This is a genomic window from Pseudomonas sp. HMSC057H01 (assembly GCF_001836405.1).
Taxonomy (GTDB): domain Bacteria; phylum Pseudomonadota; class Gammaproteobacteria; order Pseudomonadales; family Pseudomonadaceae; genus Pseudomonas; species Pseudomonas aeruginosa.
Window position 1 is genome coordinate 1 of the sequence record NZ_KV828412.1, and the last position, 23,354, is coordinate 23,354.

Annotated in this window: 20 protein-coding genes and 1 pseudogene; 12 read left to right on the top strand and 9 right to left on the bottom strand. The window is 68.1% G+C overall.

Annotation, left to right across the window (positions count from 1 at the left end):
• The 8 genes and pseudogenes from glyA to HMPREF2581_RS06115 all read left to right on the top strand — a co-directional run.
• A pseudogene (gene glyA, locus HMPREF2581_RS06080) lies at window positions 1–316 on the top strand (serine hydroxymethyltransferase); the annotation flags it as partial.
• Between the two features lie 85 nt (window positions 317–401).
• Window positions 402–1,652: a sarcosine oxidase subunit beta gene (locus HMPREF2581_RS06085; RefSeq protein ID WP_003096779.1), complete on the top strand. Its 1,251-nt coding sequence runs from the start codon at window positions 402–404 to the stop codon at window positions 1,650–1,652.
• Between the two features lie 93 nt (window positions 1,653–1,745).
• Window positions 1,746–2,066, top strand: a complete 321-nt coding sequence (locus HMPREF2581_RS06090; protein ID WP_003096781.1) for a sarcosine oxidase subunit delta — start codon at window positions 1,746–1,748, stop codon at window positions 2,064–2,066.
• On the top strand, window positions 2,063–5,080 hold the full coding sequence (locus tag HMPREF2581_RS06095; protein ID WP_003142077.1) for a sarcosine oxidase subunit alpha: 3,018 nt from the start codon (window positions 2,063–2,065) through the stop codon (window positions 5,078–5,080). The genes HMPREF2581_RS06090 and HMPREF2581_RS06095 overlap by 4 nt, the downstream gene beginning before the upstream one ends.
• 93 nt (window positions 5,081–5,173) lie before the next feature.
• On the top strand, window positions 5,174–5,809 hold the full coding sequence (soxG, locus tag HMPREF2581_RS06100) for a sarcosine oxidase subunit gamma (RefSeq protein ID WP_003096784.1): 636 nt from the start codon (window positions 5,174–5,176) through the stop codon (window positions 5,807–5,809).
• Between the two features lie 49 nt (window positions 5,810–5,858).
• Window positions 5,859–6,716 (top strand): formyltetrahydrofolate deformylase, encoded by an 858-nt coding sequence (locus HMPREF2581_RS06105; RefSeq protein ID WP_003096786.1) that lies wholly within the window; start codon window positions 5,859–5,861, stop codon window positions 6,714–6,716.
• Window positions 6,717–6,922: 206 nt separating this feature from the next.
• Window positions 6,923–8,122, top strand: coding sequence for a formaldehyde dehydrogenase, glutathione-independent (gene fdhA, locus HMPREF2581_RS06110; protein WP_003096788.1), 1,200 nt, complete (start codon window positions 6,923–6,925; stop codon window positions 8,120–8,122).
• A gap of 83 nt (window positions 8,123–8,205) precedes the next feature.
• A complete protein-coding gene (locus HMPREF2581_RS06115; RefSeq protein ID WP_003142078.1) occupies window positions 8,206–9,162 on the top strand; it encodes a D-hexose-6-phosphate mutarotase in 957 nt (318 codons plus the stop codon).
• 64 nt (window positions 9,163–9,226) lie between these two features.
• On the opposite strand, the gene HMPREF2581_RS06120 is transcribed toward HMPREF2581_RS06115, so the two are convergent.
• The 4 genes from HMPREF2581_RS06120 to purE form a co-directional block, all read right to left on the bottom strand.
• Complete coding sequence (locus tag HMPREF2581_RS06120; RefSeq protein WP_003142080.1) at window positions 9,227–9,775, bottom strand: DUF3299 domain-containing protein; 549 nt, start codon at window positions 9,773–9,775, stop codon at window positions 9,227–9,229.
• Window positions 9,776–9,836: 61 nt separating this feature from the next.
• Window positions 9,837–10,082 carry a GlsB/YeaQ/YmgE family stress response membrane protein gene (locus tag HMPREF2581_RS06125; protein WP_003096795.1) on the bottom strand — a complete coding sequence of 82 codons (246 nt, stop codon included), beginning with the start codon at window positions 10,080–10,082 and terminating at the stop codon, window positions 9,837–9,839.
• A gap of 114 nt (window positions 10,083–10,196) precedes the next feature.
• On the bottom strand, window positions 10,197–11,279 hold the full coding sequence (locus HMPREF2581_RS06130; RefSeq protein WP_003142082.1) for a 5-(carboxyamino)imidazole ribonucleotide synthase: 1,083 nt from the start codon (window positions 11,277–11,279) through the stop codon (window positions 10,197–10,199).
• A 30-nt stretch (window positions 11,280–11,309) separates the two neighbouring features.
• Window positions 11,310–11,801, bottom strand: a complete 492-nt coding sequence (gene purE / locus HMPREF2581_RS06135) for a 5-(carboxyamino)imidazole ribonucleotide mutase (RefSeq protein WP_003106314.1) — start codon at window positions 11,799–11,801, stop codon at window positions 11,310–11,312.
• A gap of 347 nt (window positions 11,802–12,148) precedes the next feature.
• Here purE and adhP point away from each other — a divergent pair, with 347 nt between their 5' ends.
• Complete coding sequence (adhP, locus tag HMPREF2581_RS06140; protein WP_003142085.1) at window positions 12,149–13,177, top strand: alcohol dehydrogenase AdhP; 1,029 nt, start codon at window positions 12,149–12,151, stop codon at window positions 13,175–13,177.
• A gap of 36 nt (window positions 13,178–13,213) precedes the next feature.
• Here the strand turns inward: adhP and HMPREF2581_RS06145 are convergent, their stop codons facing one another.
• Window positions 13,214–14,122: a LysR substrate-binding domain-containing protein gene (locus HMPREF2581_RS06145; protein WP_003122350.1), complete on the bottom strand. Its 909-nt coding sequence runs from the start codon at window positions 14,120–14,122 to the stop codon at window positions 13,214–13,216.
• Between the two features lie 175 nt (window positions 14,123–14,297).
• Between HMPREF2581_RS06145 and aspA the strand changes: the two genes are divergently transcribed.
• Window positions 14,298–15,722: an aspartate ammonia-lyase gene (aspA, locus tag HMPREF2581_RS06150; RefSeq protein WP_003096822.1), complete on the top strand. Its 1,425-nt coding sequence runs from the start codon at window positions 14,298–14,300 to the stop codon at window positions 15,720–15,722.
• A gap of 363 nt (window positions 15,723–16,085) precedes the next feature.
• Here aspA and HMPREF2581_RS06155 read toward each other — a convergent pair whose 3' ends face one another.
• Window positions 16,086–17,300: a YeeE/YedE family protein gene (locus HMPREF2581_RS06155; protein WP_003106317.1), complete on the bottom strand. Its 1,215-nt coding sequence runs from the start codon at window positions 17,298–17,300 to the stop codon at window positions 16,086–16,088.
• A 36-nt stretch (window positions 17,301–17,336) separates the two neighbouring features.
• The gene (locus HMPREF2581_RS06160) at window positions 17,337–18,812 is read right to left on the bottom strand and encodes a MocR-like pyridoxine biosynthesis transcription factor PdxR (RefSeq protein WP_003142087.1); all 1,476 of its coding nucleotides are present in this window, start codon (window positions 18,810–18,812) and stop codon (window positions 17,337–17,339) included.
• A gap of 127 nt (window positions 18,813–18,939) precedes the next feature.
• Here HMPREF2581_RS06160 and HMPREF2581_RS06165 point away from each other — a divergent pair, with 127 nt between their 5' ends.
• Entirely contained in the window at window positions 18,940–19,389 is a 450-nt protein-coding gene (locus HMPREF2581_RS06165; protein ID WP_003142089.1) for a GNAT family N-acetyltransferase, read from the top strand.
• An 8-nt stretch (window positions 19,390–19,397) separates the two neighbouring features.
• On the top strand, window positions 19,398–20,072 hold the full coding sequence (locus HMPREF2581_RS06170) for a GNAT family N-acetyltransferase (RefSeq protein ID WP_003142091.1): 675 nt from the start codon (window positions 19,398–19,400) through the stop codon (window positions 20,070–20,072).
• A gap of 24 nt (window positions 20,073–20,096) precedes the next feature.
• Here the strand turns inward: HMPREF2581_RS06170 and mtr are convergent, their stop codons facing one another.
• Complete coding sequence (gene mtr / locus HMPREF2581_RS06175; RefSeq protein ID WP_003096841.1) at window positions 20,097–21,350, bottom strand: tryptophan permease; 1,254 nt, start codon at window positions 21,348–21,350, stop codon at window positions 20,097–20,099.
• A gap of 180 nt (window positions 21,351–21,530) precedes the next feature.
• Window positions 21,531–23,354, bottom strand: a complete 1,824-nt coding sequence (gene oadA, locus HMPREF2581_RS06180) for a sodium-extruding oxaloacetate decarboxylase subunit alpha (protein ID WP_003142094.1) — start codon at window positions 23,352–23,354, stop codon at window positions 21,531–21,533.

Genomic DNA, 23,354 nt, shown 5'->3' on the forward strand with positions numbered 1-23,354 from the left:
CACCGACAACCACCTGATGCTGATCAGCCTGGTGCGCCAGGGCCTGACCGGCAAGGAAGCCGACGCCGCCCTCGGCCGGGTCGGCATCACGGTGAACAAGAACGCCGTGCCGAACGATCCACAGAGCCCGTTCGTCACCTCCGGCATCCGCATCGGCACCCCGGCCATCACCACCCGCGGGCTGCAGGAAGCGCAGAGCCGCGAACTGGCCGGCTGGATCTGCGACATCCTCGACCACCTCGGCGATGCCGACGTGGAAGCCAAGGTCGCCACCCAGGTCGCCGGTCTCTGCGCGGACTTCCCGGTCTATCGCTGAGCCCCCCGAAGACGGTCGGGGAGCCCGACGCGCCCCGGCCCAACCCTCTCCGCGGGAGAGGGAGCAACAGTTCAGGAGCATCCACATGCAACGCTACTCCGGCTTCGGCCTGTTAAAGCATTCACTGAGCCATCACGAGAACTGGCAACGCATGTGGCGCACGCCCACGCCGAAGCCGGTCTACGACGTGGTCATCGTCGGCGGCGGCGGGCACGGCCTGGCCACCGCCTACTACCTGGCCAAGGAACACGGCATCAGCAACGTGGCGGTAGTCGAGAAAGGTTGGCTGGGCGGCGGCAACACCGCGCGCAACACCACCATCGTGCGCTCCAACTACCTGTGGGACGAGTCCGCGCTGCTCTACGAACACGCGATGAAGCTGTGGGAGGGCCTGTCCCAGGACCTCAACTACAACGTGATGTTCTCCCAGCGCGGGGTCTACAACCTCTGCCACACCCTCCAGGACATGCGCGACGGCGAGCGCCGGGTCAGCGCCAACCGCCTCAACGGCGTCGACGGCGAATTGTTGAACGCGCAGCAGGTGGCGGAGGAGATTCCCTACCTGGACTGCAGCAAGAACACCCGCTACCCGATCATGGGCGCGACCATCCAGCGTCGCGGCGGCGTCGCCCGCCATGATGCGGTGGCCTGGGGCTTCGCCCGCGCCGCCGATGCCCTCGGCGTGGACCTGATCCAGCAGACCGAAGTCACCGGCTTCCGCAAGCAGGACGGCGCGGTGATCGGCGTCGAGACCAACCGCGGCTTCATCGGCGCGCGTCGTGTCGGGGTGGTCACCGCCGGCAACTCCGGGCACATGGCCAGGCTCGCCGGCTTCCGCCTGCCGCTGGAGTCGCACCCGTTGCAGGCGCTGGTCTCCGAGCCGCTGAAGCCGATCATCGACAGCGTGATCATGTCCAACGCCGTGCATGGCTACATCAGCCAGTCGGACAAAGGCGACCTGGTCATCGGCGCCGGCATCGACGGCTACAACGGCTACGGCCAGCGCGGCTCGTACCCGGTGATCGAGCACACCCTGCAAGCCATCGTCGAGATGTTCCCGGTGCTCTCGCGGGTACGCATGAACCGCCAGTGGGGCGGCATCGTCGACACCACCCCGGACGCCTGCCCGATCATCGGCAAGACTCCGGTGCAGAACCTGTTCTTCAACTGCGGCTGGGGCACCGGCGGCTTCAAGGCCACTCCCGGCTCCGGAAACGTCTTCGCCGCCACCCTGGCCAAGGGCGAACCGCATCCGCTGGCCGCGCCCTTCTCCATCGAACGCTTCCACAGCGGTGCGCTGATCGACGAGCACGGCGCGGCGGCAGTGGCGCACTGACAAAAGCCGCCCGAAGGGCGAAATCCGCTGCCCCTCGCCCTTCAGGGAGAGGGTGCCGGTCAACCGGCAAGAACAGTTTCCGGAGGCTACAAAATGCTGAATATCTTCTGCCCCCACTGCGGCGAACTGCGTTCCGAAGAGGAATTCCACGCCAAGGGTCAGGCCCACATCCCGCGCCCGCTCGACCCGAACGCCTGCAGCGACGAGGAATGGGGCGACTACATGTTCTTCCGCGACAACCCGCGCGGCCTCCATCACGAGCTGTGGGTGCACGCCGCCGGCTGCCGCAAGTACTTCAACGTCACCCGCCATACGGTGACCTACGAAATCCTCGAGACCTACCTGATCGGCGAGCAGCCCAGCGTCGTCGCCGACGGTGAGAAGAAACCCGCCGTACAAGGGGAACCGGCATGAGCCAGATCAATCGCCTGTCCAGCGGCGGCCGCATCGACCGCAACCGCCCGCTGACCTTCAGCTTCAACGGCCAGCACTACCAGGGCTATGCCGGCGACACCCTGGCCGCCGCGCTGCTGGCCAACGGCGTCGACATCGTCGGCCGCAGCTTCAAGTACTCGCGGGCGCGCGGCATCGTCGCCGCCGGCGCCGAGGAGCCCAACGCGATCCTGCAGATCGGCTCCCGCGAAGCCACCCAGATCCCCAACGTGCGCGCCACCCAGCAGGCGCTCTACGGCGGCCTGGTGGCCACCAGCACCAACGGCTGGCCGAATGTGCAGAACGACCTGATGGGAATCTTCGGCAAGGTCGGCGGCAAGCTGATGCCGCCCGGTTTCTACTACAAGACCTTCATGTACCCGCAGTCGATGTGGATGACCTACGAGAAGTACATCCGCAAGGCCGCCGGCCTGGGCCGCGCGCCGACCGAGGTCGATCCGGACAGCTACGACTGGATGAACCACCACTGCGACGTGCTGGTGGTCGGCGCCGGCCCGGCCGGCCTGGCCGCCGCCCTCGCCGCCGCTCGCAGCGGCGCGCGGGTGATTCTCGCCGACGAGCAGGAAGAGTTCGGCGGCAGCCTGCTGGACACCCGCGAGACCCTCGACGGCAAGCCCGCCGCCGAGTGGGTCGCGGACGCCGTGGCCGAGCTGCAAGGCCTGCCGGAAGTCATCCTGCTACCGCGCTCCACGGTCAACGGCTACCACGACCACAACTTCCTCACCATCCACGAACGGCGCACCGACCACCTCGGCGAGGTCGCCCCGCTCGGCCAGGTCCGCCAGCGCGTGCACCGCGTACGCGCCAAGCGCGTGGTACTGGCCGCCGGCGCCCATGAGCGGCCGCTGGTCTACGGCAACAACGACCTGCCCGGCAACATGCTCGCCGGCGCGGTTTCCACCTATGTACGGCGCTACGGCGTGGCACCGGGCAAGAAACTGGTGCTGGCCACCAACAACGACTACGCCTACCGCGTCGCCCTCGACTGGCAGGAAGCCGGCCTGCAAGTGGTGGCCATCGCCGACGCCAGGGCCAATCCGCGCGGCGAGTGGGTCGAGGAAGCACGCCAACGCGGTATGCGGGTGATCACCGGCAGTTCGGTGATCGAGGCTCGCGGCGGCAAGCGGGTCAGCGGCGCCAAGGTCGCCCGGATCGACTTGCAGGCCATGCGCGCCAGCGGCGGCGAATGGCTGGACTGCGACCTGATCGCCAGCTCCGGCGGCTACAGCCCGGTCGTGCACCTGGCCTCGCACCTGGGCGGCAAGCCGGAATGGCGCGAGGAAATCCTCGCCTTCGTCCCCGGCGAAGGCCTGCAGAAACGCATCTGCGCCGGCGCCGTGAACGGCGTGTTCGGGCTCGCCGAGGTGCTCGCCGACGGCTACCAGGCCGGGAGCCGCGCCGCCCTCGACGCCGGCTACAAGACCGCCGCCGGCAGCCTGCCGAAGGTCCAGCCGCGCCGCGAGGAAGCGTCCGTCGCGCTGTTCCAGGTGCCCCACGAGAAGCCCACGGCACGCGCACCGAAGCAGTTCGTCGATCCGCAGAACGACGTCACCGCCGCCGCCATCGAACTGGCCTGCCGCGAGGGCTTCGAGTCCATCGAGCACGTCAAGCGCTACACCGCGCTGGGCTTCGGCACCGACCAGGGCAAGCTGGGCAACATCAACGGCCTGGCGATCGCCGCGCGGGCCCAGGGCAAGAGCATCGCCGACACCGGCACCACCATGTTCCGTCCGAACTACACCCCGGTGACCTTCGGCGCCGTCGCCGGCCGCCACTGCGGGCACCTGTTCGAACCGGTGCGCTTCACCGCCCTGCACGCCTGGCACGTGAAGAACGGCGCCGAGTTCGAAGACGTCGGCCAGTGGAAGCGGCCGTGGTACTTCCCGCGCCGCGGCGAGGACATGCACGCCGCCGTGGCCCGCGAATGCCGCGCGGTGCGCGAGGCGGTCGGCCTGCTCGACGCCTCGACCCTGGGCAAGATCGACATCCAGGGCCCGGACGCGCGGGAGTTCCTCAACCGGGTCTACACCAACGCCTGGACCAAGCTCGACGTCGGCAAGGCGCGCTACGGCCTGATGTGCAAGGAAGACGGGATGGTCTTCGACGACGGCGTGACCGCCTGCCTGGCCGACAACCACTTCGTCATGACCACCACCACCGGCGGCGCCGCCCGCGTACTGGAGTGGCTGGAGCTGTACCACCAGACCGAATGGCCGGAGCTGAAGGTGTACTTCACCTCGGTCACCGACCACTACGCGACCCTCACCCTGTCCGGCCCGAACAGCCGCAAGCTGCTCGCCGAAGTCACCGACATCGACCTGGACAAGGACGCCTTCCCCTTCATGACCTGGAAGGAAGGCAAGGTCGCCGGGGTGCCGGCGCGGGTGTTCCGCATCTCCTTCACCGGCGAGCTGAGCTACGAGGTGAACGTCCAGGCCGACTACGCCATGGGCGTGCTCGAAGCGCTCGCCGAGCACGGTGCGAAGTACGGCCTGACACCCTACGGCACCGAGACCATGCACGTCCTGCGCGCCGAGAAGGGCTTCATCATCGTCGGCCAGGACACCGATGCCTCGGTCACCCCGGACGATCTCAACATGGGCTGGGCGGTGGGCCGCAGCAAGCCGTTCTCCTGGATCGGCTGGCGCGGCATGAACCGCGCCGACTGCCTGCGCGAGGATCGCAAGCAACTGGTCGGACTCAGGCCGAGCAACCCGCAGGAGGTACTGCCCGAAGGCGCGCAACTGGTGTTCGACACCCAGCAGGCGATCCCGATGAAGATGGTCGGCCACGTCACCTCCAGCTACATGAGCGCCAGCCTCGGCCACGGCTTCGCCCTGGCGGTGGTGAAAGGCGGCCTCAAGCGCATGGGCCAGAAGGTCTACGCGCCGCTGGCGGACGGCCGCTTCATCGAGGCGGAGATCTGCTCCTCGGTGTTCTACGACCCCAAAGGGGAGCGGCAGAACGTGGATTGACCGGAGAGGGATGCGCTCCTCTCCCCGGCCCTCTTCCCGAAGGGAGAAGGCAGACAGGCTACCAGGGCGCGCGGCGCCCCAAGGTGAAAACGAATGAGCAAGGCAAACGTCTACCAGCAACGCCCCGAACCCGGCGTCCACGCCGAATCGCCTCTGCACCATGCCGAGCTGCACAAGCTCGCCGGCAAGACCGCCGCGAAGGCCGGTATCGTGCTGCGCGAGAAGAAGCTGCTCGGCCACCTGGTGCTGCGCGGCGATGCCGCCGACCCGGCCTTCGCCGCCGCCGTGCACCAGGCCCTCGGCCTGGAACTGCCGGTGGCCCTGACCCTGGTCGCCAGCGGCGAGACCTCGCTGCAATGGCTGGCCCCGGACGAATGGTTGCTGATCGTCCCCGGCGGCGAGGAATATGCCGTCGAACAGCGCCTGCGCCAGGCCCTGGGCGAGGAGCTGCACTACGCGGTGGTCAACGTCAGCGGCGGGCAGACGCTGCTCGAACTGAGCGGAGCGAACGTCCGCGAACTGCTGATGAAATCCACCAGCTACGACGTGCATCCGAGCAACTTCCCGGTGGGCAAGGCGGTCGGCAGCATCTTCGCCAAGTCGCAATGCGTGATCCGCCATACCGGCGAGGACACCTGGGAGCTGGTCGTGCGCCGCAGCTTCGCCGACTACTTCTGGCTCTGGTTGCAGGACGCCAGCGCCGAATACGGCCTGCAGGTAGCGGCATGAGCAGCCTTCCCCTCTCCCCGAGAGGGGATACCGGACCCGGAGCCTCGCGATGAGCCGTACCCCCGACACCTGGATCCTCACCGCCGACAGTCCCAGCCTGCTGGGCACCGTCGACGTGGTGACGCGCTACCTCTTCGAGCAGCGCTGCTACGTCACCGAGCACCATTCGTTCGACGACCGCCTGGCGCAACGCTTCTTCATCCGCGTGGAGTTCCGCGCCGGCGACGGCTTCGACGAAGCCTCCTTCCGCGCCGGACTGGCCGAACGGGTGGCACCGTTCGGCATGCGTACCGAGCTGACCGCGCCGGGCTACCGCAGCCAGGTGGCGATCATGGTTTCCAAGGCCGACCACTGCCTGAACGACCTGCTCTACCGCCAGCGCATCGGCCAGTTGCCGATGGACGTGGTGGCGGTGATTTCCAATCACCCGGACCTGGAGCCGCTGGCGCGCTGGCACGGCATTCCCTACCACCACTTCCCGCTCGACCCGAACGACAAGCCGGCCCAGGAAGCCAGGGTCTGGCAGGTGCTCGAAGAGAGTGGCGCCGAGCTGGTGATCCTCGCTCGCTACATGCAGGTGCTGTCGCCGGAACTGTGCCGACGCCTGGACGGCTGGGCGATCAACATCCATCACTCCCTGCTGCCCGGCTTCAAGGGCGCCAAGCCGTACCACCAGGCCTACCAGAAGGGCGTGAAGCTGGTCGGCGCTACCGCCCACTACATCAACAACGACCTCGACGAAGGGCCGATCATCGCCCAGGGCGTCGAGACGGTCGACCACGCCCACTACCCCGAGGACCTGATCGCCAAGGGCCGCGACATCGAGTGCCTGACCCTGGCGCGGGCGGTGGGCTACCACATCGAGCGGAGGGTATTCCTCAACGCCAATCGGACCGTGGTGCTGTAAGCGCGCCTTCTCTCCCCAACCCTCGCTGAAGGAAGAGTGCCAGGGAGAGGGGCGCTTCCCACGGCCTCGCGTCCCGAGCAACACCGACAGCCCGCCGGCTGCCAGCATTCTCCGGCCCTGTCGCGCAACAGACGACTTTCCAGTGCAAAGCCGCGCGGCCGTGGACGCCGCGCATTTGTACCCACAACGACAAAGAGGAAACGCGTATGTCTGGCAATCGTGGTGTGGTCTATCTCGGCCCGGGCAAGGTCGAGGTGCAGAACATTCCCTATCCGAAGATGCAGGACCCGCAGGGCCGGCAGATCGACCACGGGGTGATCCTGCGGGTGGTCTCCACCAACATCTGCGGCTCCGACCAGCACATGGTGCGCGGCCGCACCACCGCGCCGGAAGGCCTGGTGCTGGGCCACGAGATCACCGGCGAGGTAGTGGAGATCGGGCGTGGCGTGGAAACCATGAAGATCGGCGACCTGGTCTCGGTACCGTTCAACGTCGCTTGCGGCCATTGCCGTACCTGCAAGGAACAGCACACCGGCGTCTGCCTGACGGTCAATCCGGCGCGGGCCGGCGGCGCCTACGGCTACGTCGACATGGGTGGCTGGGTCGGCGGCCAGGCCGAATACGTGCTGGTGCCCTACGCCGACTTCAACCTGCTGAAACTGCCCAACCGCGAAGCGGCGATGGAGAAGATCCGCGACCTGACCTGCCTTTCGGACATCCTCCCCACCGGCTACCACGGCGCGGTCACCGCCGGCGTCGGCCCGGGCAGCACGGTCTACATCGCCGGCGCCGGTCCGGTCGGCCTGGCCGCGGCGGCCTCGGCACGCCTGCTCGGCGCGGCGGTGGTGATCGTCGGCGACGTCAACCCGACCCGCCTGGCCCATGCCAAGAAACAGGGCTTCGAGATCGCCGACCTGTCCAAGGACACCCCGCTGCACGAACAGATCGCCGCTCTGTTGGGCGAGCCGGAGGTCGACTGCGCGGTCGACGCGGTCGGTTTCGAGGCGCGCGGCCACGGCCATTCGGGCTCGCAGCAGGAAGCCCCGGCCACCGTGCTCAACTCGCTGATGGGCATCACCCGGGTCGCCGGCAAGATCGGCATCCCCGGCCTGTACGTCACCGAAGACCCGGGCGCGGTGGACGCGGCCGCCAAGCACGGCGCCCTGAGCATCCGCTTCGGCCTGGGCTGGGCCAAGTCGCACAGCTTCCATACCGGCCAGACCCCGGTGATGAAGTACAACCGCCAGCTGATGCAGGCGATCATGTGGGACCGGATCAAGATCGCCGACATCGTCGGGGTGGAAGTCATCACCCTCGACGATGCGCCGAAAGGCTACGGCGAGTTCGACGCCGGGGTGCCGAAGAAATTCGTCATCGACCCGCACAACCTGTTCCGCGCGGCCTGAACCACCGGCAACAACCGACGCGGCCTACGGGCCGCGTCTTCGTTGGCGCTATCCGGGGGAACTGCCGGCGATAAAATGGATCGGTGATACTGCTGCCATCCATTCGCCTCCCGGAGACCGCCATGAGCACCGATAGCCCGATCAACCGCGTCGAACAGGTACAGGTCGACGACCTGGCCTGCTGGCGCATCCACACCGCCCATGGCGAGGCGCTGATCGCCCAGCAGGGCGCGCAACTGCTCAGCTACCAGCCCCACGAACAGCCGCCGCTGGTCTGGCTCAGCGACGAGGCCGGCTACCGGCGCGGGCAGTCGGTACGCGGCGGGGTGCCGGTGTGCTGGCCGTGGTTCGGTCCGCTGGAGCGCAACCCGCAGGAAGTCCGCGGCCAGGTGGAAGATGGCCTGAAGGCGCCCGCCCACGGGCTGGTTCGGGCGGTCGACTGGGAAATCGACGACATCGCCGAGGAGGACGGCGACCTCTGCGTCAGCTTCCGCCTCGACGCCCCCGATGGCCTCCCCGGCTGGCCGCACCCGGCGGCGCTGCGCATGCTGTTCCGCTTCGGCGAGCGCCTGACCCTGCGACTCACCAGCGAGAACCTCGGCAGCAAGCCGCTGGTGCTCAGCCAGGCACTGCACACCTACTTCGCGGTCAGCGACAGCCGCGAGATCGCCATCGAGGGCCTGGAAGGCGCGCGCTACATCGAGACCCTGGAGAACTGGGAAGAACGCACTCAGCACGGCGCGGTACGGGTCAAGGGCGAACTGGACCGCATCTACCTCGGTCTCGAACGCGACCTGCTGATCAAGGACCCGCGCTGGGAACGCAGCATCCACCTGCACGCCCTCGACTCGCGTTCGGCGGTGGTCTGGAACCCCTGGGTGGACAAGTCCCGGCGTCTTTCGCAGTTCGCCGACGACGCCTGGCAGCAGATGCTCTGCATCGAGACGGGGCGGGTCTGGGACGACCTCATGGTGGTCGCCCCCGGGCGCAGCGAAAGCTTTGGCGTGCAGATCTGGAGCGAGCCGCTGAAACGACCCTGAGCGGGACGGCGAGCGGACGGGGCGGCTCGCGTCGTCCGCCATGGGCCGTTGCGCAGGTGCGGCCCTACAGGTCCGCTTCCTCCACTACCTTCACCTGCGCCTTGTCGATGGCGTAGGCGGCATCGGCCAGGTCATTGCTCACCTGCTCGATCTTCAGCGTGCCGCTGACCCACAGCGGGGTGTAGATATCGGCCAGCTTCAGCCCCTGTGGATAACGCACCAGGACGATCTGGTTCGGCGGCGGCGGCGGCACGTGGATGCAGGCGCCCGGATAGGGCACCAGGAAGAATTCGGTGACGCGGCCCTTGGCGTCGTTCTCCAGCGGCACCGGGTAGCCGCCGAGGCGGATCGCCTTGCCATCCAGGCTGGCGACGGTCTTGGCCGAATACATCACCGCCGGCATCTTTCGGTCCGACTGCTTCAGGCCACCCTTGCTGGTGAAGGTGCCGGCGGCCTCCGGGGTGTCGTGAATGATGTCGGGCATTTCTTCCAGCGCCTTGCGGTCGGCCGGCGGCATCAGTTCCAGCCAGTCGGTCTCGGGCAGTTCGGCGTGGGCCAGGGGTGAGGACAACAGGGCGAGCAGCAACAGGCGGGCGAACGGGAAGCGGCGCATGATGGCGGGAATACCGGCGAAGTGAGGAAACGCCGGCCCCCGCGGGGGCCGGCCAGAGCCATCAATTCTTCTTGATCAGGCCGTAAATGACCAGCAGTACGACGGCGCCGACCACCGCGCCGATGAAACCGGCCGCCTGGCCGGCCTGGTAGAAGCCGATCGCCTGGCCGCCGTAGGTGGCCAGCAGCGAACCGCCGATGCCGAGCAGGATGGTCATGATCCAGCCCATGCTGTCGTCACCTGGCTTCAGAAAGCGTGCAACGAGACCAACGATCAGTCCGACGATGATGGTTCCGATTAATCCCATGACAGTCCCTCCTTACGGGTGTATGCGCATGTATTGCGCCTGCCATGGGACAGTGTAGAAAAGCCTTGGGTTCAGTGCCGCCCGCCAACCCAAGGATGGGCGGACGGCAATCGCTCACGCCTCGATCAGCGCCTCGACCTCGGCGATGCGCGCCTGCAGCGTCGCCCGGTCGGCACAGCGCAGGGTGGCGTGGCCGACCTTGCGGCCGTTCTTGAAGGCCTTGCCGTAGTGATGCAGGTGGCAATCGGCGACGGCGACCACCTGATCCACCGGGGGCACCGCGCCGATGAAATTGAGCATCGCGCTCTCGCCGACCTTGGCGGTCGAGCCCAGCGGCAGGCCGGCGACGGCGCGCAGGTGGTTCTCGAACTGGCTGCACTCGGCGCCTTCGATGGTCCAGTGCCCGGAGTTGTGCACGCGCGGGGCGATCTCGTTGGCCTTCAGGCCGCCGTCCACCTCGAAGAACTCGAAGGCCAGCACGCCGACGTAGTCGAGCCGGGCCAGCACGCGGCCGACGTAGTCCTCGGCCAGCGCCTGCAACGGATGCCCGCTGCTGGCCACGGAGAGCTTGAGGATGCCGCTGTCGTGGGTGTTGTGCACCAGCGGGTAGAAACGCGTCTCGCCATCGCGGGCACGCACCGCCACCAGTGAGACTTCCCCGGTGAACGGCACGAAGCCCTCGAGGATGCACGGCACGCTGCCCAGTTCGGCGAACGCGCCCTGCACGTCGGCCGGCTGGCGCAGGACCTTCTGGCCCTTGCCGTCGTAGCCCAGGGTGCGGGTCTTGAGCACCGCCGGCAGGCCGATGGCGGCCGCGGCGGCATCGAGGTCAGCCTGGGACTGGACGTCAGCGAAGTCCGGGGTGGGAATGCCGAGGTCCTTGAACATCGACTTCTCGAACCAGCGGTCGCGGGCGATGCGCAGCGACTCGGCGTTCGGGTAGACCGGCACGAACTGGGAGAGGAAGGCCACGGTTTCCGCCGGCACGCTCTCGAACTCGAAGGTCACCAGGTCGACCTCGTCGGCCAGTTGCCGCAGGTGCTCCTGGTCGCCGTAGTCGGCGCGGATGTGCTCGCCCAGGGAGGCCGCGCAGGCGTCCGGCGCCGGGTCGAGGAAAGCGAAGTTCATGCCCAGCGGGGTTCCCGCCAGGGCCAGCATGCGGCCCAGCTGGCCGCCACCGATGACACCGATTTTCATGGTTCGAGCCTTACCTTCTCAGAGCCTGTCTCACGCATCGCGCGGGTCGGGATTGTCCAGCACGGTTTCGGTCTGGTTGGCGCGGAACTGCTTCAGCGCCTCGTGGTACTGCGGGTGCTTGGCGCCGAGGATGCTCGCCGAGAGCAGCGCCGCGTTGACCGCGCCGGCCTTGCCGATGGCCAGGGTGGCGACCGGTACGCCGGCGGGCATCTGCACGATGGAGAGCAGCGAGTCGACACCCGACAGCATCGACGACTGTACCGGCACGCCGAGTACCGGCAGGTGGGTCTTGGCCGCGCACATGCCCGGCAGGTGGGCGGCGCCGCCAGCGCCGGCGATGATCACTTCGAGGCCGCGGCCTTCGGCTTCCTCGGCGTACTGGAAGAGCAGGTCCGGGGTGCGGTGGGCGGAAACCACCTTCACTTCGTAGGGGATGCCCAGCTTGTCCAGCATGTCCGCGGTGTGACTGAGGGTGCTCCAGTCCGATTTGGAACCCATGATCACGCCAACCAGTGCGCTCATCGTCGTGCCTCTCTCAAATGCGCCGTCCGGCGCGTCAGAAACCAACAAGCCACGCTTCGTCGAGGGGCGTGGCTTGTACTGGGCCGAGCCGGCGGGCAGTGCCGGTTCGAAGGCGGCGCAGTATACCGCAAAGGCAGGCCGGGCGCGCGCCGGGGGCTACCGTCCGTCCCGTTTTTTCGCGCCATGGCGGGAAACTTGCCGCAACTCAATGCGCGCCTGCCACGAGCGGCCAGACTGGTTGTCGCGGCGCGCTCCGAGGGAGCGGCGGCCGCGCCGGTTCCGCAGCCTGTCGCGGTGCCCGTCAAAGGCACCGCGACAGGCGCTCAGCCCCGTCCAAGGAGATGACCATGACCCTGCCACAGACCATGAAAGCCGCGGTCGTGCACGCCTACGGCGCGCCGCTGCGGATCGAGGAAGTCAAGGTTCCGCTGCCCGGCCCCGGGCAGGTACTGGTGAAGATCGAAGCCTCCGGCGTCTGCCACACCGACCTGCACGCCGCCGAGGGCGACTGGCCGGTGAAGCCGCCGTTGCCGTTCATTCCCGGTCACGAAGGCGTCGGCTACGTCGCCGCGGTGGGCAGCGGAGTGACCCGGGTGAAGGAAGGCGACCGGGTCGGCATCCCCTGGCTGTACACCGCCTGCGGCTGCTGCGAGCACTGCCTGACCGGCTGGGAGACCCTCTGCGAGAGCCAGCAGAACACCGGCTACTCGGTGAACGGCGGCTATGCCGAATACGTATTGGCCGACCCGAACTACGTCGGAATTCTGCCGAAAAACGTCGAATTCGCTGAAATCGCGCCGATCCTCTGCGCCGGCGTCACCGTCTACAAGGGGCTCAAGCAGACCAACGCGCGCCCCGGCCAGTGGGTGGCGATCTCCGGCATCGGCGGCCTCGGCCACGTCGCCGTGCAGTACGCCAGGGCCATGGGCCTGCACGTCGCCGCCATCGACATCGACGACGCCAAGCTGGAACTGGCGCGCAAGCTCGGTGCCAGCCTGACGGTCAACGCCCGGCAGGAAGACCCGGTGGAGGCGCTCCAGCGCGACATCGGCGGCGCCCACGGGGTGCTGGTCACAGCGGTATCCAACAGCGCCTTCGGCCAGGCCATCGGCATGGCCCGCCGCGGCGGCACCATTGCCCTGGTCGGCCTGCCGCCGGGTGACTTCCCGACGCCGATCTTCGACGTGGTGCTCAAGGGCCTGCACATCGCCGGCTCCATCGTCGGCACCCGCGCGGACCTGCAGGAAGCCCTCGACTTCGCCGGCGAAGGCCTGGTCAAGGCGACCATCCATCCGGGCAAGCTGGACGACATCAACCAGATCCTCGACCAGATGCGCGCCGGGCAGATCGAGGGGCGCATCGTCCTTGAGATGTGACCTGCGGGGCGGCGTCCCGGCGCCGCCCTTGCCTGTCTACTCGACGCTGCCCAGCCCGCCTTCCAGCTTGCGCCAGAGCAGGCGGATCGCCGCCTTGCGCACCAGCGCGCAGCGGTACAGGCGGATTTCCTGCGGCACGAACCATTGCGGCCCGCCACAGATCGCCAGTTCGCCGCGCTCCAGTTCGTTGACCACGCTCAGCCGTGGCACCCAGGCCACGCCCATGCCTTGCAGCGCCATGCTCTTCAGGCTGTCGGCCATCGCCGTCTCGTAGACCGTGGTGTAGCGCAGGTTGCGCTGGCGCAGCAGCAGGTTGACCCCGCGACCGAGGAAGGCGCTGGCGCTGTAGGCGAGCAGCGGCACGCTCTGGCCGTTCTCCAGGTCGAACAGCGGCAGGCCCTCGGCGTTCACCGCGCAGACCGGCAGCATCTCGGTGCGCCCCAGGTGCAGCGAGGGGAAGATCTCCGGGTCCATCTGCAACGCGGCGTCAGGGTCGTAGAACGCCAGCATCAGGTCGCAGCTACCCTCGCGCAGGGAATGCACCGCCTCGCCGACGTTGGTGGCGATCAGCCGGCTGGCGATGTTCAGCCCCTCGTTGCGCAGCCGCGCGATCCACTGCGGGAAGAAGCCCAGCGCCAGCGAGTGGGCGGCGGCGAACTGCAGCACCTCGCCCTGCCCGCCTTCCAGGTGGTGCAGGTGGCGCACCACCTGGCCGAGCTGCTCGACCACGCTGCGCGCGGTGACCAGGAACAGCTGCCCGGCCTCGGTCAGTTCCACCGGCGTGCGCTGGCGATTCACCAGGGTCAGGCCGAGGGCGTCCTCCAGGCTGCGGATGCGCCGGCTGAAGGCCGGCTGGGTGACGAAGCGCTTCTCCGCCGCCTGGGAAAAGCTGCGGGTGCCGGCCAGGGCGATGAAATCCTCCAGCCACTTCAGTTCGAGGTTCACGACGGGAAAGGCTCCGGTAATGCGACGACACGTCCGCCATCATACCAGCGTCACATCCAACATTATGCCGTTTGTGCATGAGGCAGCGTTTAACAGCATTGGCCACGAAATCGTCACATCCTTAGTCTAGTGGGCATCGCGGCGCTGGCCGTGTCCCTCTGAGACAAATCCCGTCATGTCCCCCGTTGCATCTTCCCGTATCGAGAAAGACCTGCTCGGCACCCTCGAAGTGCCCGCTGACGCCTACTACGGCATCCAGACCCTGCGCGCCGTGAACAACTTCCGCCTCTCCGGGGTGCCGCTGTCGCACTACCCGAAGCTGGTCGTTGCCCTGGCCATGGTCAAGCAGGCCGCCGCCGACGCCAACCGTCAGCTCGGCCATCTCCCGGAAGACAAGCACGCCGCCATCAGCGAGGCCTGCGCCCGCCTGATCCGCGGCGATTTCCACGAGCAGTTCGTGGTGGACATGATCCAGGGCGGCGCCGGTACCTCCACCAACATGAACGCGAACGAAGTGATCGCGAACATCGCGCTGGAAGCCATGGGCCATACCAAGGGTGAGTACAAGTACCTGCACCCGAACAACGATGTGAACATGGCGCAGTCGACCAACGACGCCTACCCGACCGCCATCCGCCTGGGCCTGCTGCTCGGCCACGACACCCTGCTGGCCAGCCTCGACAGCCTGATCCAGGCCTTCGCCGCCAAGGGCGTCGAATTCGCCGGCGTACTGAAGATGGGCCGCACCCAATTGCAGGACGCCGTGCCGATGACCCTCGGCCAGGAATTCCACGCTTTCGCCACCACCCTCGGCGAAGACCTCGATCGCCTGCGTCGCCTGGCGCCGGAGCTGCTCACCGAAGTGAACCTCGGCGGCACCGCCATCGGCACCGGCATCAACGCCGACCCCGGCTACCAGAAGCTCGCCGTCGAGCGCCTGGCCGCCATCAGCGGGCAGCCGCTGAAACCGGCCGCCGACCTGATCGAAGCCACCTCCGACATGGGCGCCTTCGTGCTGTTCTCCGGCATGCTCAAGCGCACCGCGGTCAAGCTGTCGAAGATCTGCAACGACCTGCGCCTGCTCTCCAGCGGCCCGCGCACCGGCATCAACGAGATCAACCTGCCGCCGCGCCAGCCGGGCAGTTCGATCATGCCGGGCAAGGTCAACCCGGTGATCCCGGAAGCGGTCAACCAGGTCGCCTTCGAAGTGATCGGCAACGACCTCGCCCTGACCCTGGCGGCCGAAGGCGGCCAGTTGCAACTGAACGTGATGGAGCCGCTGATCGCCTACAAGATCTTCGACTCGATCCGCCTGCTGCAACGCGCCATGGACATGCTCCGCGAGCACTGCATCACCGGCATCACCGCCAACGTCGAGCGCTGCCACGAACTGGTCGAGCACAGCATCGGCCTGGTCACCGCGCTGAACCCGTACATCGGCTACGAGAACTCCACGCGGATCGCCAAGACCGCCCTGGAGAGCGGCCGCGGCGTACTGGAACTGGTACGCGAGGAAAAGCTGCTGGACGAAGCCACCCTGGCCGACATCCTGCTGCCGGAAAACATGATCGCGCCGCGCCTGATTCCGCTGCGCGCCTGATCCGATACGAGATCGAGCGCGCCCAGGTCCGGCTGTCGACGCAGCCGGGCCGCAGCGCAGCCGATCGAAGAAGGCTCACCGGTAGAGGGGGAGTACTACCCCCTCGACCTTTAGGGATGGATACCCTTCATCCCTTCTTTTATACCCGGCGCCCCGGCCCAGCCGCGGCGCCACGCTCACCGGTCGAGAGGGATACCAACTTTCCCTCTCTACACTCTGAGGGACACGGCGACCTGCGGTGTCCCTTCTTTTTTTCACCGCTCAGGACGGCCCGCAGATCTTCCCCGTTGCCGAGGTGTTGTGTGGCTGCGCTCACCTGTGGATAACGTCCGCGTCATACGTCCTACGAAGGCATATCCCCTCTCAACACCCCGTCAACCCTTGCTCCCGCCGCTCCTCCGGGAAGAAATAAGGCCTCAATACCCGTACCCCGACGCTGTTGCCGGCAAACGCCGCCACCAACCACAACCAGCCATGCAGGCTGCCGGAAGCGATCCCGCTGAAATACGCGCCGATGTTGCAGCCATAGGCCAGGCGCGCGCCGTAGCCGAGCAGCAGCCCGCCGATCACCGCCGCCGCCAGCGAACGGCGCGGGATGTCCAGGTTCGGCGCGAAGCGTCCGGCCAGGCCGGCGGCGAGCAGCGCGCCGAGGACGATGCCGATGTCCATCACGCTGGTGATGTCTTCCCACAGCGGCGCGGCCAGCGCCTTGGCGTTCGCCGGCGTCTGCCAGAAGGCCCAGGCGCCGACGTCCAGGCCCACGCCCTGGGCGATCTTCGCGCCCCACAGGGCGAAGGCCGACGTGATGCCCCAGGGGCGTCCGGCGAGGTACAGGGTGAGGAAGTTGAGCAGCGCCAGCGCCAGCGCGCCCCAGACCAGCGGCCAGGGGCCGCGGAGGAAGCGCCGCCAGCCGCGCCATTCGGCGCTCGGCGGGGTTTCCAGGGTGCCGTGGCGGGCCTTCTCCATGCGTACCGTGACCCCGGCGATGCCGATGAACACCGCCAGGCTCAACACCAGCGCCGGTGCCAGGCCCAGTTCGGCGACCAGCGAGATCGGCGGCAGCGACGGCAGGGCGAACCACCAGCCGACATGCTGGGTGGCGATCAGCGAGCCGAGGATGAAGAACAGCAGGGTCACCAGCATCCGCGCGTTGCCGCCGCCGACGGTGAACAGGGTGCCGGAGGCGCAGCCGCCGCCCAGTTGCATGCCGATGCCGAAAATGAAGGCGCCGACGATCACCGAAGTGCCGACCGGCGAGACGAAACCGCTCACCGGCTGGCCGAACAGGCTGCCCGCCGCCAGCGCCGGGAAGAACAGCAGCACCGCCAGCGCCAGCATCACCATCTGCGCGCGCAGCCCGGCGCCACGCCGTTCGCGGATGAATACCCGCCAGGCGGAGGTGAAGCCGAAGGCGGCGTGGTAGAGGGTCAGGCCCAGGGCGCCGCCGACGATGAAGAGGATGGCCTGGCGCGCGCTGACCGCGTTGAACAGGAACAGCCCGCCGAGCACCAGCAGGGCGAAGGCGATCAGGGGGGCGGCGAGCTTGCGCTCGGGCGCGGCGGAAAGGGCGACACTCATGGCTACTCCTGGGCGCGAGGGTGATCCGGGGGCATTCTAGTCAGTCGCGACGACGGGTCCAACCAGGGCCTCCCGCCGCCAGGCCTTGCGCAACGCCCGCAGCGCTTCGTCGATACGCGCCTCGGGTACTGCCGCGAAGCCCAGCACCAGGCCCGCGCGGTCGTCTGGCGCAACGCTGGAGTCGTCCATCCAGTAGTCGCTCAAGGCGCTGACTTCCACCCCGGCGGCTGCCGCCGCGGCGATCAGGGCCCGCTCGCGCGCCAGGCTGTCGACCCGCACGCACAGGTGCAGCCCCGCCTCCACCGCCGGCAACGGCTGGCAACCCGGCGCCTCTGGCCAGCCCCGCAGCAAGGCGTCGCGGCGGGCGCGGGCGGCGCGGCGCATGCGGCGGACGTGGCGCTGGAAATGCCCCTCGGCGATGAAGTCGGCCATGACCCGCTGGGTGCCCACCTCCGAATGGCGTACCTCGATGGCCCGCCGCTGGCGGAAGCGCTCGACCAGCGCCGGCGGGACCACCAGGTAGCCCAGGCGCAACGCCGGGAAGGCGATCTTGCAGAAGGTCCCGACGTAGAGCACCCGGCCCTGTCGGTCCAGCGCGGCCAGCGGCGCCAGCGGCGTACCGCTGTAGCGATACTCGCCGTCGTAGTCGTCCTCGACGATCCAGCCGTCGGCGCGCTCGGCCCACTCCAGCAGCTCCAGGCGCCGCGCCAGCGACAGGGTGACGCCGGTGGGGTACTGGTGTGACGGCGTGACATAGGCCAGGCGGCAGCCGGCGATGCCCGCGAGCCGGTCGCTGCGCAGGCCCTCGGCGTCGATGTCGATCCCGTGCGGTACCGCGCCGGTCGCGGCGAAGGCCAGGCGCGCCGCGCGGTAGCCGGGGTTTTCCACAGCCACCGGATCGCCGTTCTCGAGCAACACCTGGGCGCACAGGCGGATGGCCTGCTGCGCGCCATGGGTGACGATCACCTGTTCCGCCTCGCAGCGCAGGCCGCGAGCGCTGCGCAGGTAGGCGGCGATCAGCTCGCGCAGGCGCGCCTCGCCGGCCGGATCGCCGTAGCCCAGGCAGTCCGCCGGCGGGTTGCGCCAGAAGCGCGCCTGTAGCCGCGCCCAGGTGTCGAAGGGGAACAGGTCGAAGGCCGGCACGCCGACGCGGAACGCTCGCGGCGCGCCTTCCGGTGGCGGCGCCAGGGCCGCCGGGCCGCGCGGCGCGGGAGCGCTCGGGGCGACGGCGGGGGCCCTGCCTGGGATTTCCTGCAACTCGGCAACGTAGGTGCCGTCGCCTGTGCGCCCGTCGATATAGCCCTCGGCGTGCAACTGTTCATAGGCCCGCACCACGGTGTTGCGCGAGACCTTCAGGGCCTGGGCCAGCTCACGGCTGGCGGGCATCCGCGTGCGGCTGCCGAGGCGGCCGTCGAGGATCCGTTCGCGCAGCGCGGCGTAGAGCTGGCGGGCCAGGCCCTGGGCGGGGTCGAGGTGGATGCCGGCGGGGTCGAAGGGCAGTACGGTGGCCATGGCGGTCTCGGAGGGAAGAAAACGCCAGTGTGGATTGGACCTGTGGAATTGACCAGCAATGGATCTTCTAGCGGACCATTTCCCGGCCTAGTCTGGAGGCACCTTTACCCGGACATGGAACCGAGCCATGAGCACGTCCCTGCAGATTCGTCCCGTCGGCGCCGCCGACCACGCCGCCTGGCTGCCGCTGTGGGAGGGCTACCAGCGCTTCTACAAGACCGAGATCGCCGCCGCTACCAGCGACGCCACCTGGCAGCGCTTCCTCGACGCCGACGAACCGATGAACGCCGCCCTCGCCTGGCTCGACGAGCGCGCCGTGGGCCTGGTGCACTGGATCTACCACCGCTCCTGCTGGACCGTCGGCGACTACTGCTACCTGCAGGACCTGTTCGTCGCCGAGGGCCTGCGCGGCGAGGGCATAGGGCGCCGGCTGATCGAGCATGTCTACGCCGAGGCCGGCGCCGCTGGCTGTTCGCGGGTGCACTGGCTGACCCACGAGAGCAACAGCGACGCGATGAAGCTGTACGAGCGCATCGCCGACAAGTCCGGTTTCCTTCAGTACCGCAGGATTCTCTGAGGCCCACCATGCGCGAACCCTTGAACTGGCGCCCCGTCGCCACTCCGCCCCACGCCCCGCTCGACGGCCGCTTCGTCAAGCTCGAACCGCTCGATCCGCAACGCCACGGCGACGACCTGTGGGACGCCCTGCAAGGGCCTGGCGCCGACCCGCTGCTGTGGGAATACCTGGCCTACGGCCCGTTCGCCGAGCGCACGGCGTTCGACGCCTGGCTGGCCGGCCAGGCGACCAGCCGCGACCCGCTGTTCTTCGCCGTGCGCGAGCGGCGCACGCAGCGCGCCGTCGGCCTGCTCAGCTACCTGCGGATCACGCCGAAGGATGGCGTCATCGAAATCGGCCATATCGCCTTCGGCGCGCCGATGCAGCGCACACCGGGGTCTACCGAGGCGGTCTACCTGCTCGCCGAGCTCGCCCTCGGCCGCCTCAGCTACCGCCGCCTGGAGTGGAAGTGCAATGCCGGCAACGCCCGTTCGATGCGCGCCGCCGAGCGCCTGGGCTTCACCTACGAAGGCACCTTCCGCCAGCACATGGTGGTCAAGCAGCGCAACCGCGACACCGCCTGGTTCTCCCTGCTCGACAGCGAATGGCCGGCGCGACAGGCGGCGTTCGAGCGCTGGCTCGATCCTTCCAACTTCGACGCCGAAGGCCGCCAGCGGCAGACGCTGGAGGCGCTGCGCGACTAGCCCCTGGCAGGGACTGCCGGTCGCTCAACGGTACTCCGGCAGCCAGTGCAGGCTGGCCAGGATGTGCGCGACCGCGTTGGCCACGCCGAACAGCAGCACCAGCACGATCGCCGGCGTGCCGCCCCAGGCGCGGAACAGCGGGCTGCCGAAGCGCTTGCGCGAGGCCCGCGCCATCAGCGCCGGAACGATCACCGCCCAGAACGCCGCGGCCAGCCCGGCGAAACCGATGGCGTAGATGAAGCCGTTGGGGAACAGCAGCCCGCCGATGGTCGGTGGGACGAAGGTCAGCAACGCGGTCTTGAAACGTCCGAAGTGGCTGTCGTCGAACCTGCACAGGTCGGCCAGGTAGTCGAACAGGCCGAGGGTCACGCCGAGGAAGGAGCTGGCCACCGCCAGGTTGGAGAAGGTGGTGAGCAACGCGTTCAGCGAATCCGACGCGGTGATCCGGTGCAGGTATTCCACCAGGGTGCCGACGTTGCTGCCGCCGGCGATGATGCCCTTGAACTGCTCGCGCGGGATGGTGCCCAGGGTGCTGGCCTGCCACAGCAGGTAGATGGCCAGGGCGATCAGGGTGCCGATCCACAGCGAACGGCTGATCCGCTGCGGGTCCTTGCCGTAGTACTTCATCAGGCTCGGCACGTTGCCGTGGTAACCGAAGGAAGTCAGGCAGAACGGCAGGGTCGCCAGCAGGTAGGGCCAGTAGACCGCGTCCGGCTCGCCGCTGTTGAACAGGATCGCCGGCTGGATGCGCCCGAGCAGGCCGCTGATGGAGAGGCCGAAGGTAATGATCATGCCGCCGAGCATCAGCGTGGTGATGCGGTCCACCGCGCGGGTGCTCCACCACACCACCAGCGCCACCGCCAGGGCGAACAGCAGCCCGGCGAGCTTTTCCGGCAGGGTCACGCCGAGGCCGCTGGACAGGGTGTAGCCGATGATCGAGCCGCCGCCGGAGATATAGGCATAGGTGAGGATATAGAGGACGAAGGCGATGCTCAGCCCGTTGACCACATTCCAGCCCTGGCCGAGCAGGTCGCGGGTGATGGTCGAGAAGCTCGAGCCCACCGGGTAGTTGAGGTTGGCCTCGAGGATCATCATCCCCGACAGCAGCATGCAGAACCAGGTGAGCAGGAACACCGCCACCGACCAGCCGAACCAGATGCCGGACATGGCGATGGGCAGGGAGAACATTCCGGCGCCGACGGCGGTGCCGGCGATGATCATCGAACCGCCGAGCAGCGAGGGCCGGCGGCTGGGCGTTTGAGCTGGAGAGGACGACACCTGGACTTCCCGATAGTCAGCGCCTGCGGCGCGACGCGCCGTTGGGCAGAGGCGGCATTCTAGGCGGCGCGCGCGCCGGGCGCACCCTGGCAGGGCGAACAGCCAGCCGACGCGGCAACCGATGCCGATAAAAAAAGGGGAGCATCATGCTCCCCCAGGGACTTTAACCGTCTGTCGCGGTCAGCCCGCAATCTCGATCAGGATCTCGCCCGGGTTGACCCGGTCGCCCTTGGCCACGTGGATCGCCTTGACCGTACCGGCGATGCCGGCCTGGACCTCGGTTTCCATCTTCATCGCCTCGGTGATCAACACCGCCTGGCCGGCCTTGACGCTATCGCCTTCCTTCACCAGCACGTCGACGATGTTGCCCGGCATGGTGGTGCTGACGTGGCCCGGCTCGCTGGCATGCTTGCGGCCGCTGGCGGAGCCGGCGACATATTCGTTGAGCGGCTCGAACACCACTTCTTCCGGCATGCCGTCGATGGACAGGTAGAAGTGCCGCTTGTTGTCGCTCTTCACGCCGACCCCGGTGATGTCGACGCGGTAGGTCTCGCCGTGCACGTCGATGACGAACTCGGTCGGGGTGCCTTCCGCGCCGGCGGCGGCGACGCCCTTGCCGGTGGGAATCGGCAGCAGTTCCTCGGGCTTCAGGGTGCCGGCCTCACGCTCTTCGAGGAACTTGCGCCCGATGTCCGGGAACATCGCGTAGGTGAGTACGTCTTCCTCGGACTTGGCCAGGTTGCCGATCTCGCTGCGCAGCTTGTTCAGCTCCGGCTTGATCAGGTCGGCCGGGCGCACGTCGATGACTTCCTCGCTGCCGATGGCCTGGCGCCGCAGTTGCTCGTTGACCTCGCCGGGGGCCTTGCCATAACGGCCCTGCAGGTACAGCTTCACTTCGTTGGTGATGGTCTTGTAGCGCTCGCCGGCGAGCACGTTGAAGAACGCCTGGGTGCCGACGATCTGCGAAGTCGGCGTCACCAGCGGCGGGAAACCGAGGTCGGCGCGGACCCGCGGGATTTCCTCGAGCACCTCGCCCATACGGTTCAGCGCGCCCTGCTCCTTGAGCTGGTTGGCCAGGTTGGAAATCATCCCGCCCGGCACCTGGTTGACCTGCACGCGGGTATCCACGCCGGTGAATTCGCTCTCGAACTGGTGGTACTTCTTGCGCACCGCGTGGAAGTACATGCCGATCTCCTGGATCAGCTCCAGGTCCAGGCCGGTGTCGTAGGGGGTGCCACGCAGCGCCGCGACCATCGACTCGGTGCCCGGGTGGCTGGTGCCCCAGGCCATGCTGGAGATCGCCGTGTCGATACGGTCGGCGCCGTTTTCCACGGCCTTCAGCTGGCACATGCTGGCGACACCGGCGGTGTCATGGGAATGCACCACCACGTCCAGCGGCAGGGCGTCCTTCAGGGCCTTGACCAGGTCGCCGGTGGCATAGGGGGTGAGCAGGCCGGCCATGTCCTTGATGGCGATGGAGTCGACGCCCATGTCGGCCATCGCCTTGCCCTGGGCGACGAAGGCCTCGATGATGTGCACCGGGCTGGTGGTGTAGCAGATGGTGCCCTGGGCGTGCTTGCCGGCGGCCTTCACCGCCTCGATGGAGACGCGCAGGTTACGCACGTCGTTCATCGCGTCGAAGATGCGGAACACGTCGATGCCGTTGACCGCCGCCTTGGCCACGAAGGCGCGCACCACATCGTCGCTGTAGTGGCGGTAGCCGAGCAGGTTCTGCCCGCGCAGGAGCATCTGCAGGCGGGTGTTGGGCAGCGCTGCCTTGAGCTTGCGCAGGCGTTCCCACGGGTCTTCCTTGAGGAAGCGCACGCAGGCGTCGAAGGTCGCGCCGCCCCAGACTTCCAGCGACCAGTAGCCGACGCGGTCGAGCTTGTCGCAGATCGGCAGCATGTCCTCGGTGCGCATGCGGGTCGCCAGCAGCGACTGGTGGGCATCGCGCAGGATGGTATCGGTGACGCCGGTCTTCTTCGCTTGGATGGTGTTGCTCAT